18 protein-coding genes, 1 pseudogene and 1 riboswitch are annotated in these 14,667 nt (G+C 64.6%); of the genes and pseudogenes, 8 read left to right on the top strand and 11 right to left on the bottom strand.

Features of this window, described 5'->3' with window-relative positions; all coding sequences use genetic code 11:
* Positions 1–2: 2 nt before the first annotated feature.
* Positions 3–356 carry a DUF1493 family protein gene (locus F6X40_RS01550; protein WP_187626597.1) on the top strand — a complete coding sequence of 118 codons (354 nt, stop codon included), beginning with the start codon at positions 3–5 and terminating at the stop codon, positions 354–356.
* A 23-nt stretch (positions 357–379) separates the two neighbouring features.
* Here the strand turns inward: F6X40_RS01550 and F6X40_RS01545 are convergent, their stop codons facing one another.
* The 5 genes from F6X40_RS01545 to F6X40_RS01525 form a co-directional block, all read right to left on the bottom strand.
* The gene (locus F6X40_RS01545; RefSeq protein ID WP_018421103.1) at positions 380–811 is read right to left on the bottom strand and encodes a response regulator; all 432 of its coding nucleotides are present in this window, start codon (positions 809–811) and stop codon (positions 380–382) included.
* Positions 812–831: 20 nt separating this feature from the next.
* Positions 832–1,464, bottom strand: coding sequence for a response regulator transcription factor (locus F6X40_RS01540; RefSeq protein WP_187626596.1), 633 nt, complete (start codon positions 1,462–1,464; stop codon positions 832–834).
* A gap of 162 nt (positions 1,465–1,626) precedes the next feature.
* Positions 1,627–2,172 carry a bacterioferritin gene (locus tag F6X40_RS01535; protein WP_184048002.1) on the bottom strand — a complete coding sequence of 182 codons (546 nt, stop codon included), beginning with the start codon at positions 2,170–2,172 and terminating at the stop codon, positions 1,627–1,629.
* A gap of 208 nt (positions 2,173–2,380) precedes the next feature.
* Positions 2,381–2,542, bottom strand: coding sequence for a DUF1328 domain-containing protein (locus F6X40_RS01530; protein WP_006052455.1), 162 nt, complete (start codon positions 2,540–2,542; stop codon positions 2,381–2,383).
* Between the two features lie 93 nt (positions 2,543–2,635).
* A complete protein-coding gene (locus tag F6X40_RS01525) occupies positions 2,636–2,812 on the bottom strand; it encodes a DUF1328 family protein (protein WP_129961306.1) in 177 nt (58 codons plus the stop codon).
* 24 nt (positions 2,813–2,836) lie between these two features.
* On the opposite strand from F6X40_RS01525, the gene F6X40_RS01520 reads away from it, so the two are divergent.
* The 3 genes and pseudogenes from F6X40_RS01520 to fadH all read left to right on the top strand — a co-directional run.
* Positions 2,837–4,492, top strand: coding sequence for a sensor histidine kinase (locus F6X40_RS01520; RefSeq protein ID WP_262421336.1), 1,656 nt, complete (start codon positions 2,837–2,839; stop codon positions 4,490–4,492).
* 219 nt (positions 4,493–4,711) lie between these two features.
* Positions 4,712–4,849, top strand: coding sequence for an entericidin A/B family lipoprotein (locus tag F6X40_RS01515; RefSeq protein ID WP_184022056.1), 138 nt, complete (start codon positions 4,712–4,714; stop codon positions 4,847–4,849).
* A 96-nt stretch (positions 4,850–4,945) separates the two neighbouring features.
* Positions 4,946–5,371 (top strand): annotated as a pseudogene (fadH, locus tag F6X40_RS01510) (NADPH-dependent 2,4-dienoyl-CoA reductase); the annotation flags it as partial.
* Positions 5,372–5,405: 34 nt separating this feature from the next.
* Here fadH and F6X40_RS01505 read toward each other — a convergent pair.
* The 6 genes from F6X40_RS01505 to F6X40_RS01480 all read right to left on the bottom strand — a co-directional run bounded on the left by F6X40_RS01505 (position 5,406) and on the right by F6X40_RS01480 (position 10,109).
* Complete coding sequence (locus F6X40_RS01505) at positions 5,406–6,335, bottom strand: EamA family transporter (protein WP_187626595.1); 930 nt, start codon at positions 6,333–6,335, stop codon at positions 5,406–5,408.
* 436 nt (positions 6,336–6,771) lie between these two features.
* Positions 6,772–7,014: a pentapeptide MXKDX repeat protein gene (locus tag F6X40_RS01500; protein WP_187626594.1), complete on the bottom strand. Its 243-nt coding sequence runs from the start codon at positions 7,012–7,014 to the stop codon at positions 6,772–6,774.
* Between the two features lie 92 nt (positions 7,015–7,106).
* A complete protein-coding gene (locus tag F6X40_RS01495) occupies positions 7,107–7,910 on the bottom strand; it encodes a molybdopterin-dependent oxidoreductase (RefSeq protein ID WP_187626593.1) in 804 nt (267 codons plus the stop codon).
* A gap of 70 nt (positions 7,911–7,980) precedes the next feature.
* A complete protein-coding gene (locus tag F6X40_RS01490) occupies positions 7,981–8,625 on the bottom strand; it encodes a cytochrome b/b6 domain-containing protein (RefSeq protein ID WP_184022043.1) in 645 nt (214 codons plus the stop codon).
* Between the two features lie 48 nt (positions 8,626–8,673).
* Positions 8,674–9,537 (bottom strand): DUF1223 domain-containing protein, encoded by an 864-nt coding sequence (locus F6X40_RS01485; protein ID WP_187626592.1) that lies wholly within the window; start codon positions 9,535–9,537, stop codon positions 8,674–8,676.
* A 113-nt stretch (positions 9,538–9,650) separates the two neighbouring features.
* A complete protein-coding gene (locus F6X40_RS01480; protein ID WP_187626591.1) occupies positions 9,651–10,109 on the bottom strand; it encodes a hypothetical protein in 459 nt (152 codons plus the stop codon).
* Positions 10,110–10,703: 594 nt separating this feature from the next.
* On the opposite strand from F6X40_RS01480, the gene F6X40_RS01475 reads away from it, so the two are divergent.
* The 4 genes from F6X40_RS01475 (at position 10,704) to F6X40_RS01460 (ending at position 14,481) form a co-directional block, all read left to right on the top strand.
* Positions 10,704–11,105: a GreA/GreB family elongation factor gene (locus F6X40_RS01475; RefSeq protein WP_187626692.1), complete on the top strand. Its 402-nt coding sequence runs from the start codon at positions 10,704–10,706 to the stop codon at positions 11,103–11,105.
* 143 nt (positions 11,106–11,248) lie between these two features.
* Positions 11,249–11,366: riboswitch (TPP riboswitch) on the top strand.
* A gap of 88 nt (positions 11,367–11,454) precedes the next feature.
* Positions 11,455–13,386, top strand: a complete 1,932-nt coding sequence (gene thiC / locus F6X40_RS01470) for a phosphomethylpyrimidine synthase ThiC (RefSeq protein ID WP_090800936.1) — start codon at positions 11,455–11,457, stop codon at positions 13,384–13,386.
* Between the two features lie 146 nt (positions 13,387–13,532).
* Positions 13,533–13,757: a glycine zipper 2TM domain-containing protein gene (locus F6X40_RS01465; protein WP_184047976.1), complete on the top strand. Its 225-nt coding sequence runs from the start codon at positions 13,533–13,535 to the stop codon at positions 13,755–13,757.
* Positions 13,758–14,001: 244 nt separating this feature from the next.
* Complete coding sequence (locus tag F6X40_RS01460) at positions 14,002–14,481, top strand: hypothetical protein (RefSeq protein ID WP_187626590.1); 480 nt, start codon at positions 14,002–14,004, stop codon at positions 14,479–14,481.
* The last annotated feature ends 186 nt before the right edge of the window (positions 14,482–14,667 follow it).

Genomic DNA, 14,667 nt, shown 5'->3' with positions numbered 1-14,667 from the left:
TAATGAATGACACGTGGCTCGATCTCGCTCGGTTCATCCGCGAAATGCGCACTCCCGCCGGGCTGCCTCTCGACGACAAGCTGACCCGTGACATGGATCTGTATCACGATCTGGATTGGGAGCCGGCGAAAATCGTCGAGGTGATGCAGGCATGGGCTGACCGCTTCCACGTGGACCTGCGCGATTTCGACGTCGCTTACCACGTTCCATCCGCCAACATGCGAAAGCGCGACATCTTTGTGGCCGCGTTGAAGTCCCCGTTCAGTTCCAGCGCGCGAGAATTGCTCGGCGGACGTTCGCTTACCCTTGGGATGCTCGAAGAAGCGATGAAGCGCGGAGTGTGGAAACAGGACTAGAAACGCCAACTACGGTCGAGTCGTTACACCCCGCCACCCCTCCCCAACGCATACTCATGCAGCGCATCGAGCACGCGATCGAACTCGAACGATTTGTCGTAAAAGTGCCGCACGCCATACTGCTCGCAGCGCTCGCGGTACGCGGGCAACGCGTGATTGGTCAGCACCGCCGCGAACATCGAATCGATCAGCCCCTCGCGCTGCAGATACGCGAGCACCGGCACGCCCGAGCCCTGCTTCAGCTGCAAATCGACGATCACCGCGTCGAACGCTTCGTCGCCGAGCAGCGCGATCGCCTGATCGGCGGAATCGGCATAAGCGGCCACGCGCAGCAGGCCCGACGCATCGATCGCCTCCACGAGGCTGCGGCGGATCAGCGGCGAATCCTCGATCAGCAGCACGCGCAACGGCGCGCGGCTGGCTGACTCGGTAGCGGGGTTCGGTTCGCTGTTCATCGGGATATCTCGATCGTCCGTCATTCGATCAGGCCATTCTTGATCGCGTAATACGTGAGGTCCGCGTTGTTCGCGAGACGCATCTTCTCGAGCACCCGCGCGCGATACGTGCTCACCGTTTTGACCGACAGATGCAGCTCTTCGGCAATCTCGGTCGGCAACTGGCCGGCCGCGAGCTTGCAGAAGATCTGGAATTCGCGCTCCGACAGCGCTTCATGCGGACGCCCCGCGGCAGGCTTGTCGAGATTGTCGGCAAGCGCGTCGGCGACCGCCTCCGACAGATAGCGATGCCCGCGCGCGACCGAGCGGATCGCGCGCACGATTTCTTCCGGCTCGCAGTCTTTGTTCAGATAGCCGTTCGCGCCTGCGCGCAGCAGATTGATCGCGTACTGGCTCTCGGGATAGCCCGATAGAATCAGCACGCCCTGCTCGGGACGCACCTGCTTGATCACACGCAACGTATCGATGCCGTTCTTGTCCGGCATCGCGATGTCGAGCAGCACGACGTCGAATGCCTGCTCGCGCACGAGGCAGATCGCTTCCTCGCCGGTGGCGGCCTCGGCGGCGACGCACATGTCCGGCTCGTCGGCGACGAACTGTCTGAAACCACCTCGAACGATCGCATGATCGTCAGCTATCAGCACTCGAATCATCGGTTGGGTTCCGTGCAAAGGGAGTCGCTCCGATGCGGACATGGTAATGATCCGGGGCCACGGCCGGACGCGGAATGCGAGGGCGGCTTCGCACCGCAACTGCCGGCATTCCCGACTTCGCCCGCCACCCGGTCCTTCGACGCATCCCTGTCGCCTGCTGCGCTACTCGCGCCCCGCGAGCAGATCCGCCATATCGTCGGCATGCTCTTCTTCGACCGCCAGAATCTCCTCGAACAGCCGGCGCGTGGTCACATCCTTCTCGCCGAGATACCGCACGATCTCGCGGTACGTGTCGATCGCGATGCGCTCCGCGATCAGGTTCTCGCGAATCATGTCGGTCAGATCGGTGCCTTCCTTGTATTCCGAATGCGCGCGTGCCTTGATGCCGTCCGGCGCGAAATCCGGTTCGCCGCCAAGCTGCACGATGCGCTCGGCGATGCGATCGGCGTGCTCCTGCTCCTCGGTTGCGTGCTCGGCAAATTCCCTCGCGACTGCTTCGGAATTGATGCCCTTCGCCATGAAGTAATGGCGCTTGTAGCGCAGCGTGCAGACGATCTCGGTGGCGAGCGCGTCGTTGAGCAGCTTGAGCACCGTCTCGCGATTCGCGCCATAGCTCTGCGTGACCGGACCATCCGACATATGCTTGCGCGCGTCCTCGCGGATCTTCATGATGTCCATCACGAACGTGTCGCCAGATTGCTTCGTCATCGAACTTCTCCTTTATCCGGTATTGGCTGAATCGCGCATCAGCACGAATCGCGCCTGATGCGCCCAGGGTGGAATGACGGCGCGCTTCGAACGCGGGCGCCTCAATCGGGGATTCAAACGCCGCGCGCTCACGCGCCTTGTTGACTACCTGTTCCTACGTTGCGTACTTCGCTGCCTACCTCATGTTGCGTTCATCCGGCTCGCGCGGCTAGGTTCGAAACACGCCGAGCAGCAACGTGACCACGAACACGACGAGAAAGATGTAGAACAGGATCTTCGCGATTTCGGCCGCGCCGGCCGCGATGCCGGTAAAGCCGAATACGGCTGCGATGATCGCAATCACGAAGAAGACGATGGCATAGTGAAGCATGGCATTTCTCCCTTTTGTTGGCCTTCCAATCGACTACCAGCAAATCGCTCGCCTGCTGTGAGGGCGCGGCTTGCCGCCACCGCGATGGCCGCGCTAATCGATCATTTTCTTCGTCACGACGAAGCCCAGCACGAGGAACACCACGCACAGCACGACAAAGACGAAGAACAGGAACTTCGCGATCGCCGCCGCGCCGGCCGCGATGCCGGTGAAGCCGAGAAGACCGGCGATCACCGCGACGACCGCGAAGAACAGTGCCCACTTCAACATGATGGCTTCCTCCCGAAACATTGCATGAACGATCGGGTCCATGCTATCGATGCGCGGCGCCGCGCGCATTCCGACGCTCGCCGTTTTTCGTGTGAGAATCCGCTTACATTGGATTACGACGACATTACGCGCGCGGCTTCGCGCGATGCCGGTGTCGATGCCGCTGTCGATGCCCTCTTTCTGGAGCCGAAAGTGTCGAATCTGCAGAACCCGCCGGAACAACCTGGCGCGCGCGCCACGGCGCGGCTCGCCGAGTGGATGCGCAATCGCAGCTGGGCGATCGCGATGACGGTGGCGATCGTGATCACGGTGGGAGGCCTCGTGATTCTGGAGACCGCGCGTCAGCGCATCACCGCCGAGTATGAGACCGCGCTTGAAGCGCGCGACGTCACCGTGCGACTGAGCACACTCGCGAGCGAGCTGTCGCGCCTCACCGCGCAACAAAACCAGTTTCTTCTGACGAAGGACGACGCATCCGCCCACGCGTTCTGCGCGAGCGCCGCGCGCATCCGCGACACCACCCAGCAGTTGGACCACTTCTATCGCGGCGGCCGCGCGGACAGCGCGGAACTCGCGAGCTTCACGCAGATTCTCGCGCTGATCGACGCGCGCATCGGCGCGGGCGCCGCCGCGATGCAGCACGCCGCGCCGCATCCGCTCGATCTCGGCGCATGCGGGAGCGCGAGCGACGTCAACCCGGCGGACGCGTCGTTGATCGACAGTACGCTCGCGCTGCTGCGCGACAACGAGGAGCGCCGCGCTCAGCACGCGCTGGCCGCGAGCCGCGCCGACCAGCGGCTCTCGACGCTGTGCGCGGCGGGTCTGTCGGCGCTGAACATCGTGCTGTTCATCCTGCTGTTTCGCAATCTCGGCATCCAGATCGACCGGCAGGCGCGCGCGCAGCGTCAGTTGATCACGCAGCAGGAGGAACTCGACCAGCTCGTCAACGAGCGCACGCGGCAGCTCGAAGCGCTCGGCTGGCATCTGCAGGCGGTCAGCGAAAACGAAAAGACCCAGCTCGCGCGCGAGTTGCACGACGAGCTCGGCGCGATTCTGACCGCATGCCGGATGGACGTCGCATGGGCGCGCCGCAAGCTGAAGGACAGCGAGCCGGACATCGCCGACAAGCTGCAGCGCGCGCTCGCCAATCTCGACCAGGGCATCGCGTTGAAGCGGCGCATCATCGAGGACATGCGGCCGACCGTGCTGGCCAATTTCGGGCTCGTTACCGCGCTGCGCACGCTCGCCGACGAAGCCGCGCAGCGCAACAACTGGACGCTCGAGCTGCACCTGCCCGCCGACGATATCCAGCTCGACGAGCAGACCGAAATCGCGCTGTTTCGGGTCGCGCAGGAATCGCTGACGAACGCCGCCAAGTACGCGCGGGCCTCGAAGGTCGGAATCGCATTGCGGGTCGGCGACGGCGAGGTCGCGCTGCATATCGCGGACAACGGCGTCGGCATCATGCCGGCCGACCTGAAGCGCACACATACGCACGGCCTGCTCGGCATGCGTCAGCGCGTGGCCGCGCATGGCGGGCGCTTCGAGATCCGCCGTGGCGCGCAAAACGGCACCGACATCGACGTCGTGATGCCGAGCGCGAGCGCCGCGACGCCTTCGGTCGATCAGCCGCCGACGTCGCCGGCCACGCCGCCCACTTCGTCGCAAAGCCCCGTCTGACAGATGCTCGCCGCAGCGCCCCCAAGCCGTTGTAGGAGTGCGCCGACGCAAACAGCGGAGCACGCCTACGACAAAATCGCGGCACGGCCGACAGCGCCGCCCCCCGCCCTTTTTTTACCATGCAATCAGACCGGTTCGAAACCGGATCGAGACCTGATCGACTGGCATGGCCCCGGTCGGACGACATCAACCGATGCATTCTCGACAAGGAGAAGTTTCATGACTCGACTGATCGCTTTGCTTGTGCTCGCAGGAACTGCCATGCTTGTCACCGGCTGCAACACGATGGCGGGCGCCGGCGAAGATATTTCGAAGGGCGGCCACGCCATCACGAACGAGGCGGAAAAGGCGAAATAAGCCGGCACATGGCAGCAGGATTTGCAAAGCCCGTCGCGGGATGCCGCTGCGGGCTTTTTTTTCGTGAATGATTGCGTGCTGGCTGGCACTCGACGCGACGCGTTGGTGCGCGAGCGCGGCGGCCTGAAGCCGCCTGTCGCCGCGCAACCGGTGCGGCAGATCTGGCTATTGCAGCGCACGGCCGGCAAGCTCGGCGCGGGCCTCGGCAAGACGTCGGGCTGGGTGCATCGCGCGACGCTCGCGCGCAACGGGGTGCAAATGCTCGGCGGCGTCGAGTATCGGGAGATCAGCGCGCGCGGTCTCAGAATCGCGCGTGACGGTGCCGACGCATGGCTCGACGTCCATACGATCGTCGTGTGCGCGGGGCAGGAGTCGTTGCGCGAGCTGTTGCCGTCGACGGTCGATCGCAACCACGGCAGCGGCGGCCCGCGTTTTCATGTGATCGGCGGCGCGAAGCTCGCGACCGGGCTCGATGCGAAGCGCGCGATCCGCGAGGGCGCGGAGCTGGCGGCAAGGCTTTGACAGCGGGCGCGGTTCGACGAGAACCGCGCCGCTATCAGGCGCTGCGCTTCTTCCGGTAATCGAACCAGAAAGACAGGCCGACGCTGATCAGAATCACGATCGTCGCGATTACCGTCGAGCGGGTGACCGGCTCGCCGAGCAGCAGCGCGCCCAGCGCGACCGCGACGACCGGATTCACGTACATGCAGCTGCTCGCGATGATCGGGCTCGTGTGGCGAATCAGATAACCGTAGGCGACGTACGCCGCCATCGTCCCAATCAACATCAGATACAGGAACGCGACGAGAGGCAGAAAATGCAGCTCGAGCATCCGCTCGCCCGACGCCCACGCGACCAGCGTCGACATCGCGCCGCCGAGGCCGATCTGCAGCGAGGTCGACAGAAACAGGTCCGACGGCAGCTTCAGCTGCCCGGCCAGATGCGCGCCGCCGGCCCAGAACAGCGCGCCGCACAGAATCGCGAGACTGCCGCCCGTCGAGCCCGGCGTGCTGTCGCCGTGACTCAGAATCACGATGCCGGCGAGCCCCAGCCCGACCGCGAACCATTCGCAGCGGCCGATCTTGCGTCCGGCGACGGCCGCGATCACGGTCGCGAACAGCGGCACGGTCGCGACCATCACGGCCGCGGTGCCGGTGCCGACCGTGCGCATGCCGTAGGCGAGCATGCCGCTCGACAGACCCACCAGCATGGTGCCGACGAGGCCCGCGTTGCGGATTTCGGCGAAGCTCGGCCAGATCGGCTTGCGGCGCGCGGCGAACACGAACAGACCGATGCCGGCGAACAGGTTGCGCAAGCCCGACATCAGCAGCGGCGGGAACGAGCCGAGCGCGACGTGCACGCCGAGGTACGTCGAGCCCCACACCAGATAAACGACGGCAAGCGCGAGCGCGATCCGCCCCTTGCGCGACTGCGGCAGACTCAGCGGCCAGCCGCGCGGAGAAAAAGCTGAACGTTGCAGCGACATGCTTCAGTCCGCCGTCGCCACTCGACCCGCGCGATGCGCTCGATGCCCGCGAGGCGCCGAGCCTGCGTCGATACCTTTCGGGCGGGATGGCGGGCACCGCATCGGCGATGCGGTCGGACGGGCGAGGCTGGCGGACATGTCGGTGGAACGGTAAGACGATGGGCGGCGCCGGAAGCGCCAGAAACGGCGGTGGCGGCCGCGCCGGTCAAAACGACACGATGCAACGCGGCCGCGCTGCGCGGCGGCAAGGTTGGCAAAGCCGCGGCGCGCACCGCATTATGCAGTAAGCGCCGAGAACACCACGCGAGAGAATCGTAACTTTTGGGTTTCCTGCAACAGAAAAGCCGGGGACGCATCCCCGGCCTGCGGTCAGTGTCGGATCCGTTCGATGCGCGGCCGTGCATCGGCAGGATCGCCAGGCACCCTCGGCGCCGACTCAGTTGCCCATCGTGCCCGACGCCTCGTGTTTCATCGCGTCGCCGCCCTTTTTCATCGAGTCGTGCTTCATCGTGTCCTTTTTCATGCCGTCCTTCGACATGCTGTCTTTGGGCATCGAATCTTTCGACATCGCATTCTTCGACATCTCATCGTTCGACATCGCGCCGCTCGCCTGCGCGAAGGCCGCGCCGCCGCTTGCCAGCATCAACAATGCGATCGTGGTAACTGCAATCTTCTTCATGGGATGACTCCTTGGTGGTGGATGAATCGAAGCCGGCGAGAGCCGGCGTGCTTCCGAAGCCGCTGCCGCAAGCGCGCGTGCGCCCGCATGCGTCAGGAGCCTCCGAACCAGTTGTAGCCCTGGTCGACCCAATAGCCGCCGGGATACGTGTTGGTGACGAATATTTCGACGATGTGCTTCGGATTCTTGTAGCCGAGCTTGGTCGGCATGCGCAGCTTCATCGGGTAGCCGTATTTCGCGGGCAGCCGTTCGCCGTCGTAGGAAAACGTCAGCAGCGTTTGCGGATGCAAAGCGGTCGGCATGTCGATGCTTTCGAAGTAGTCGTCCGCGCATTTGAAGCCGACGTACTTCGCCGTCGTGTCCGCGCCGACGCGCCGCAGAAAATCGCCGAATGGCGTGCCGCCCCAGCGGCCGATCGCGCTCCAGCCTTCGACGCAGATATGTCGCGTGATCTGCTCCGCGTGAGGCAGCGCGTACAGCTCGGGCAGCGTCCACACGCGCTGGCCGGTTACGAGACCGCTCAGCTTCAACTGATAATCTGAGCCGTCGACGTGCGGCACGTCGTCGATGCCGTAGTACGCGTTGAATGGAAACGGCCGCGTGATCTGCGCTTCGGTGTAGGTCGGCGCGAGCTGCTTCGGATCGAACAGCGCGGCCTGCGCGCGATCGTTCAGCCGCGACACGGCTGTCAGGAAACGGTTCACGGAAGCGTCGTCGGTCAGCGAGCAGCCGGTCAGCATCGACAGGCCGCCGAGCGTCAAGAGCTGCTTGCCGAACAGGCGTCGCGACGGCATCGCCAGTTCGCGCTTCGCATCGAGCAGGATCGATGCGCGGTCGAGCTTGTGGCTCACACGATGTGCGGATGGGTCCGCTGGTTTCTCTATCGGCTTGTTCATGATTCGGTATCCGTTTGGAATTCGCGTTGCGATTTCATGAGCGTGAGCGTGCGCGTGGGTAGCCGCGGGCTCAACGTCCGCGCAACATCGCGAGCAACGAGCGCGGCACGAGCGCGACCATCGCCAGATGCACGGCGAGAAACGCGGCCAGCAGCGACATCGCGCTGAAGTGCACGATGCGCGCGTTGTCGTAGCCGCCCATCAGTTCGCGCAGCAGCGGAAACTGCACCGACTTCCAGATCGCGAGCCCCGATAGCACGAGCACGATCAGATCGGCGATCGCGAACAGGTAGGCGAATTTCTGCACCGCGTTGTAGACGCGCAGATCGCCATGCGACAGCTTCCCGCGCAACGCGGCGACGAAATCGCGCAGTACCGCGCGCGGCGTCAGCGGCAGGAACTTGCGCACGAAACGCCCGCTCGCGAGATTCAGCGCGATATACATGAGGCCGTTGAACACCAGCAGCCACATCGCCGCGAAGTGCCATTGCAGCGCGCCGCCGAGCCAGCCGCCCAGCGTGATCGCGGTCGGGAAGCTGAACGCCGGGAAGATCGGCGACGCGTCGTAGATGCGCCAGCCCGACAGCATCATCACGATCGCCGCGAGCGCATTCAGCCAATGCGTGATGCGCAGCCACAGCGGATGAATGACGCCGCGCTTCGGCGCGGTGGGCGCGGCGGGTGCACTGGGGCGCAAGGCGTGGGGTGTGGACATGGGGCTCTCCTCGAGCAGCGGTAGTGAATGCGGCGCGCGCGATGTCGATCAACGGCACGCGGGAAGGTCGGTCGCTTGCAGCACGTCGCCGCTCGCGTCGCTTTCGACGAACGCGACCACGCCGAAGCGGTCGGCGGCGTTGGCGCCCGGATCGGCTTGCGCATCGACGCTCGCAGCGTGTACATCGATGTCCTGATGAATCCGCGCGTGACCGGAGACGAGTGGCACGGGCCCGAACCAGGCGCGCACGACGCGCTCGTGATGCAGCGTCGCGCCGCGGTTTTCGCCCGCGCCGACCTGCGTCGTCAGCGCGTTCTCGTAGATCGCGAGATAGGCGCTCAACGCACCCGTGGCGGCGGCTGCCGTCGTGCTGAACTGCGCATCGACATCGAACGCGCCGGGCGCACGCGGGCTCAGCGCAAGTGCGACGCTCGCCTGGGCGGGTTCGGCGACGAGCTCGTCGATGCGGCGCTCGAAACTGTCGCGTTGCGACCAGTCGCGCAGCTCGCGGCCCGCGACGAACACTTCCGGCGTATAGAGCGTGTGCGCGCCCGCGAGACGCGTCAGCGTTTGCTGACGTTCGGTGAAGCGATGCTGGGAAAAGCGGTCGGTCCAGCCGAGGCTGTTCCAGTAGTCGACGTGCAGCGCGAGCGGCACGATGCCGTGCGCCGCGCCGTCGCTTTTCCATTGACTGAGCCAGCGGTCGGCGGGCGGGCAGCTATCGCAGCCCTCGCTGCTGTACAGCTCGACGAGCGCGACGCGGTGCGCGGGGCTGTGCGTGGCGCATAGGGGCCCGGCCGCGTCGGCCGCACTGATGCCAGAACCGCTCAGCAGAAAAAGCGCGAGGCCGACGGCGGGCGTCGAAAAAGTCGTAAAGCGCTGAAGCATCGAGCGATTGTGCGCGGTCGACATGACGTGCTCCGATCGTAATCTGCACGTTTGTCGAGCCGCGCGGCCGGTTATGACAAGCCTCTTTTAATTTTTTTTTCCGGCACGGGATGAGCCAGCCAAAGCTCGCCCGCGACTCAGTCGTAACTGACCACCACCGTCACGCGCGTGTCCGTATCGGTGCGCTTCGCGTTCAGCGACAGTACGCCGCCCGCGCGATCGACCGCGTAGTGGCCGTCGCGGGCCGTCGCGACGCGCCCGGTGCCATCGACGAAACGCGCCGCCACCAGATCGCGCGACTGCGTGCCGCCGTTCACTTCGAGCGCGACATCGGCCCCGCTGACGACGCCCGGCGGCGCGCTGAACGTCACCGTGCGCGAGAAGCGCTGACCCGCCACGCTCGCGCTACCGACGGCGACGCCAGGGGGCGCCGTATCCACGCTGATCTGCATCGGCGGTGCAACGATCATCCCCACGAACCGGATCACGCCGCCCGTCACCGTCGATGCCGCCGGCGCCGCCAGCGGCGCGGCGAGCAATGCCACCACCGCGACTGTGCGACCGAACGTTCGCCACCGCCTGCTTTCCGCTTTCATGTGCACCTCTTTGTCAATCGGCGCGAGTCGCCTCGCGCCATTCACGCGCCATCCCGCGAATCGCTTCGCCGGAGTGCGGCCTTCGCTGCACTTTGTTTAACGGCAATCCTCTGACTGGCTTGAACGCAATGCGGACCACACCGCTTTCTTCTCGCACCGCACAAAAACGGTCAATCGACGGGCGCGACGTCGCAAACGGAGCTGCGTGAGACAGCGTGCTACCATCAAACTTTCGTCTCGCTGCTGCCGCGCGGCCTCACGCTTTGTCGCCCGGCGCCTCTCGATCGCTCTTCCCCAACACCTGGTCGTTTTGCCCGTGACTTCTCTGCGTCGTCCGACTTTCCGTGCTCTCGCCCGCTTGCGCCCATGCCGCGCAGGCGAGTGCGCGCGCGCGGGCGTCGCGTCGCACGGCCCCGGCGAGACGTCCCGAACGGTCCCGCTTCACGCCGCCCGGCGCCCTCGCTGACGCAGCCCGCCAATTCCCAGGGCCGCGTCGCCGGGCACCGGGCTCTCCCATTCGTCCACTCATCCGCCGACCACCCCATGGGTCGTTGCACGCGGCCATCCATGACCGCCTTATCCGGAGTCCTGATGATGAAGAAGATCAAAACCTGCTACCTGACCGAACTCGACGTGACCCGCCTCGAGAAATACGCGGCCACCGACGCCAAGTTGCAGCACATGCTCGACGATGTGCTCGAACGCGCGGTGATCGTCGACTCGCACGACATCCCCGCCGACGTCGTCACGATGAACTCGCAAGCCACGCTGAGCGACACGGCGAGCGGCGAACAGATGACGTGGACCGTCGTCTATCCGCCCAACGCCGATTTCGCGCAAGGGCGCCTGAACGTGTTCTCGCCGGCTGGCCTCGCGCTGCTCGGCGCGCGCCGCGGCGAGAGCATCCGCTTCACGCCACCCAGCGGCGATCAGAAAGTGCTCAAGCTCGACAAAATCCTGTATCAGCCTGAAGCCGCCGACGATTTTTCACTGTAAGGCGGCCGTTCCCTCGCTGTAAGTTGCCCTGTCTGATGCGGTCTCGATTCAAGCATAGGAGATGTCTGGGGTCTCATCCGGACCAGTTTTTTGAATCATTCAGACAGGTTGCCAAACCGCGGGCGGGCGGTGTATCGTGTGCGCTGCTAACGCGGGGGTCCTGCGTAGCGCGGAGCTGGAGGTCCGTGTTGCGTGGGTGAGAAATACCCTTTGAACCTGATCTGGATAATGCCAGCGCAGGGAAGCGTACGGATTTCGCTCCAGCCTCAAGGGCCTCACCTCTGCGCGATTTCCGACTACTTCCATCTCGGTCTCCTGCTTAGCCGCCCCACTTTGTACGGAGACTTACATGAACGCCAACCCGAAGTTTATTTCCGCCGAAGCCCACGTGGACGAGGCCGCCGTCGCGCCGTTGCCGAATTCGCGCAAGGTCTACGTGACCGGCTCGCGCCCCGACATCCGCGTGCCGATGCGCGAAATCTCGCAGGCCGACACGCCCGACAGCTTCGGCGGCGAAAAGAATCCGCCGATCTACGTGTACGACACCTCGGGCCCCTACTCCGACCCGGACGCGGAGATCGACATCCGCGCGGGTCTGCCCGCGCTGCGCGAGGCGTGGATCGAGGAGCGCGGCGACACCGAGCCGCTGACCGGTCTGTCGAGCAGCTTCAGCCGCGAGCGCGCCGCCGATCCGGCCACCGCGCAGCTGCGCTTTCCGGGACTGCATCGCACGCCCCGCCGTGCAATTGCCGGCAGGAACGTGACGCAGATGCACTACGCGAAGCAAGGCATCATCACGCCGGAAATGGAATACATCGCGATTCGCGAAAACCAGCGCCGTGCCGAGTACCTCGAGACCCTGAAGACGAGCGGCCCGAACGGCGCGAAGCTCGCCGCGATGATGGGCCGTCAGCACCCCGGCCAGGCATTCGGCGCGAGCGCGTTCGGCCCGAACGGCCTCACCGAAATCACTGCGGAATTCGTGCGCGAGGAAATCGCGCGCGGCCGCGCGATCATCCCGAACAACATCAATCACCCGGAAAGCGAGCCGATGATCATCGGCCGCAACTTCCTCGTGAAGGTCAATGCGAACATCGGCAACTCGGCGGTGACATCGTCGATCGGCGAGGAAGTCGACAAGATGACGTGGGCGATCCGCTGGGGCGGCGACACGGTGATGGATCTGTCGACCGGCAAGCACATTCATGAAACACGCGAATGGATCATCCGCAACAGCCCGGTGCCGATCGGCACGGTGCCGATCTATCAGGCCCTCGAAAAGGTCAACGGCAAGGCTGAAGACCTCACCTGGGAAATCTTCCGCGACACGCTGATCGAGCAGGCCGAGCAAGGCGTCGACTACTTCACGATCCACGCGGGCGTGCGTCTGCAATATGTGCCGCTCACGGCGAACCGGATGACCGGCATCGTGTCGCGCGGCGGCTCGATCATGGCGAAGTGGTGTCTCGCGCATCACAAGGAAAGCTTCCTGTACGAGCATTTCGAAGAGATCTGCGAAATCATGAAGGCCTACGACGTGGCCTTCTCGCTCGGCGACGGCCTGCGTCCCGGCTCGATCTACGACGCGAACGACGAAGCGCAACTGGGCGAGCTGAAGACGCTCGGCGAACTCACGCAGATCGCGTGGAAGCACGACGTGCAGGTGATGATCGAAGGTCCGGGCCATGTGCCGATGCAGCTGATCAAGGAGAACATGGACCTGCAGCTCGACTGGTGCGACGAAGCGCCGTTCTACACGCTCGGGCCGCTGACCACCGACATCGCGCCGGGCTACGACCACATCACGTCGGGCATTGGCGCCGCGATGATCGGCTGGTTCGGCACCGCGATGCTGTGCTACGTGACGCCGAAGGAACACCTCGGTCTGCCGAACAAGGACGACGTGAAGACCGGCATCATCACGTACAAGCTCGCCGCGCATGCCGCCGATCTCGCGAAGGGTCATCCGGGTGCGCAGGTGCGCGACAACGCGCTGTCGAAGGCGCGCTTCGAATTCCGCTGGGAAGACCAGTTCAATCTCGGTCTCGACCCGGACAAGGCGCGCGAATTCCACGACGAAACGCTGCCGAAGGATTCGGCCAAGGTCGCGCATTTCTGCTCGATGTGCGGCCCGCACTTCTGCTCGATGAAGATCACCCAGGACGTACGCGAGTTCGCCGCGCAACAAGGCGTCACCGACGACGAAGCGCTGAAGAAAGGCATGGAAGTAAAGTCGATCGAGTTCATGAAGCAAGGCGCGGAGATTTATCAGCGGCAATGAGCGGGTTGCGCGATTCGCGCGAACCAGCACTGCAGTATCGAAGCCCGCCGGCATGGCGGGCTTTTTTATTCCACCGCATCGAGCAGGCACGTTGCGTGCTGAGAGAAGGGAAACATCTGTTTCCAACAACGAGCGGAGTCAGCATCATGAAATCGATCCGTCATCTCGGTACTCGTCTTGGTACGGTCGCAGCCGCCCTTTCACTTGTCGCGGGTCTCGCGGCATGCGGCGACATGTCCCCACGCACACGCGATACCGCGATCGGCGCGGGTGTCGGCGGCGCGGCCGGCGCGGCGATCGGTGGCAGCGGCTTGTCGACGTTGGGCGGCGCGGCGGTAGGCGGTGTCATCGGTAACCAGGTCGGCAAGTGAGCGGCAAGTGAGCGTTGCGTCCGATGACGCGTCTAACGATTCATACAGGACAGCAAACGATTTTTTCGGACCACGATCCGGACTGCCGAGGGCGGCGGATGCGGTGCGCCCTCGTCCCGGCAACGCGCGTGGAAATAGGCTGAAATATGCGGTTGCAGTTTTGCCACAGCGCTGCCGCGGCAAGAGCGTAAGCTCCTCGTAACGACGTCGCGCAAGGCGGCATCGGTTCATCGAGGAGCGCGCCATGAAGTCCCGCGTCGTCACCCATCTTTGCGTGGTGCGCCTCTCGACGCCACGCGATTCGTCCAGTTTTTCCGCGAGGTTCGCGCGTCCCGCCACCGCGATTTGCGTGCTCGCCTCGAGTCTCTTTTTGGCAGGCTGCTATTACCCCGCCGGCTACTATCCCGCCGGCTATTACCCGTCGTACTATTCGACCGCGCCCGCGACCACAGCCGACCAAACCGCGCCGGCGACCGATCAACAGCAGCCGCCTCAAGCCCAGGCGCAAATGCAGGTCGCACCGCAAGACATGCCGCCCGGTTATGCGGTCCCCGCGCCCGGTTATGCGGCGCCGCCGGTTTATCCCGCCTACTATCCGCCGCCGGCTTATCCTTATCCCGCTTATTACGGCTACCCCGCCTACTACGGACCGTCGATTGCGATCGGCATTGGCGGTTATTGGGGCGGCCATTGGGGCGGTCATGGGGGCGGCCACTCGCATTGACCTGTCCTCTTTCGTCGCGGAGCGTGCACGCGCCGGCACTTCAACTGCCGGCGCGCGCGCTTCTTCATGAGTCGTTTTTCCGCGCGTATCGCCCTCCGCCGCGCATACCTCGCCCGTACTTTCCCGGCTTGACGCGCCGGTACGGCGCTCTATCCTTGGAAGGTTTCATGCAGCACCCGCTTAAAT

This window comes from Paraburkholderia sp. UCT31 (genome assembly GCF_014397655.1).
In the GTDB taxonomy this organism is placed as follows: Bacteria; Pseudomonadota; Gammaproteobacteria; order Burkholderiales; family Burkholderiaceae; genus Paraburkholderia; species Paraburkholderia tuberum.
Note: the sequence above shows the minus strand (reverse complement) of the source record. Positions and strands in the feature narration are given on the sequence as shown.

Excerpts from the sequence above, each read along its gene's own strand:
- F6X40_RS01535 (WP_184048002.1), bottom strand. The coding sequence starts at position 2,172 with ATGACGAAGCAATCTGGCGACACGTTCGTGATGGACATCATGAAGATC.
- F6X40_RS01475 (WP_187626692.1), top strand. The coding sequence starts at position 10,704 with ATGAAGAAGATCAAAACCTGCTACCTGACCGAACTCGACGTGACCCGC.
- F6X40_RS01515 (WP_184022056.1), top strand. The coding sequence starts at position 4,712 with ATGACTCGACTGATCGCTTTGCTTGTGCTCGCAGGAACTGCCATGCTT.
- F6X40_RS01480 (WP_187626591.1), bottom strand. The coding sequence starts at position 10,109 with ATGAAAGCGGAAAGCAGGCGGTGGCGAACGTTCGGTCGCACAGTCGCG.
- F6X40_RS01495 (WP_187626593.1), bottom strand. The coding sequence starts at position 7,910 with ATGAACAAGCCGATAGAGAAACCAGCGGACCCATCCGCACATCGTGTG.
- F6X40_RS01505 (WP_187626595.1), bottom strand. The coding sequence starts at position 6,335 with ATGTCGCTGCAACGTTCAGCTTTTTCTCCGCGCGGCTGGCCGCTGAGT.
- F6X40_RS01500 (WP_187626594.1), bottom strand. The coding sequence starts at position 7,014 with ATGAAGAAGATTGCAGTTACCACGATCGCATTGTTGATGCTGGCAAGC.
- thiC (WP_090800936.1), top strand. The coding sequence starts at position 11,455 with ATGAACGCCAACCCGAAGTTTATTTCCGCCGAAGCCCACGTGGACGAG.
- F6X40_RS01530 (WP_006052455.1), bottom strand. The coding sequence starts at position 2,542 with ATGCTTCACTATGCCATCGTCTTCTTCGTGATTGCGATCATCGCAGCC.
- F6X40_RS01485 (WP_187626592.1), bottom strand. The coding sequence starts at position 9,537 with ATGTCGACCGCGCACAATCGCTCGATGCTTCAGCGCTTTACGACTTTT.
- F6X40_RS01465 (WP_184047976.1), top strand. The coding sequence starts at position 13,533 with ATGAAATCGATCCGTCATCTCGGTACTCGTCTTGGTACGGTCGCAGCC.
- F6X40_RS01525 (WP_129961306.1), bottom strand. The coding sequence starts at position 2,812 with ATGTTGAAGTGGGCACTGTTCTTCGCGGTCGTCGCGGTGATCGCCGGT.
- F6X40_RS01545 (WP_018421103.1), bottom strand. The coding sequence starts at position 811 with ATGAACAGCGAACCGAACCCCGCTACCGAGTCAGCCAGCCGCGCGCCG.
- F6X40_RS01460 (WP_187626590.1), top strand. The coding sequence starts at position 14,002 with ATGAAGTCCCGCGTCGTCACCCATCTTTGCGTGGTGCGCCTCTCGACG.
- F6X40_RS01520 (WP_262421336.1), top strand. The coding sequence starts at position 2,837 with ATGAACGATCGGGTCCATGCTATCGATGCGCGGCGCCGCGCGCATTCC.
- F6X40_RS01540 (WP_187626596.1), bottom strand. The coding sequence starts at position 1,464 with ATGATTCGAGTGCTGATAGCTGACGATCATGCGATCGTTCGAGGTGGT.
- F6X40_RS01550 (WP_187626597.1), top strand. The coding sequence starts at position 3 with ATGAATGACACGTGGCTCGATCTCGCTCGGTTCATCCGCGAAATGCGC.
- F6X40_RS01490 (WP_184022043.1), bottom strand. The coding sequence starts at position 8,625 with ATGTCCACACCCCACGCCTTGCGCCCCAGTGCACCCGCCGCGCCCACC.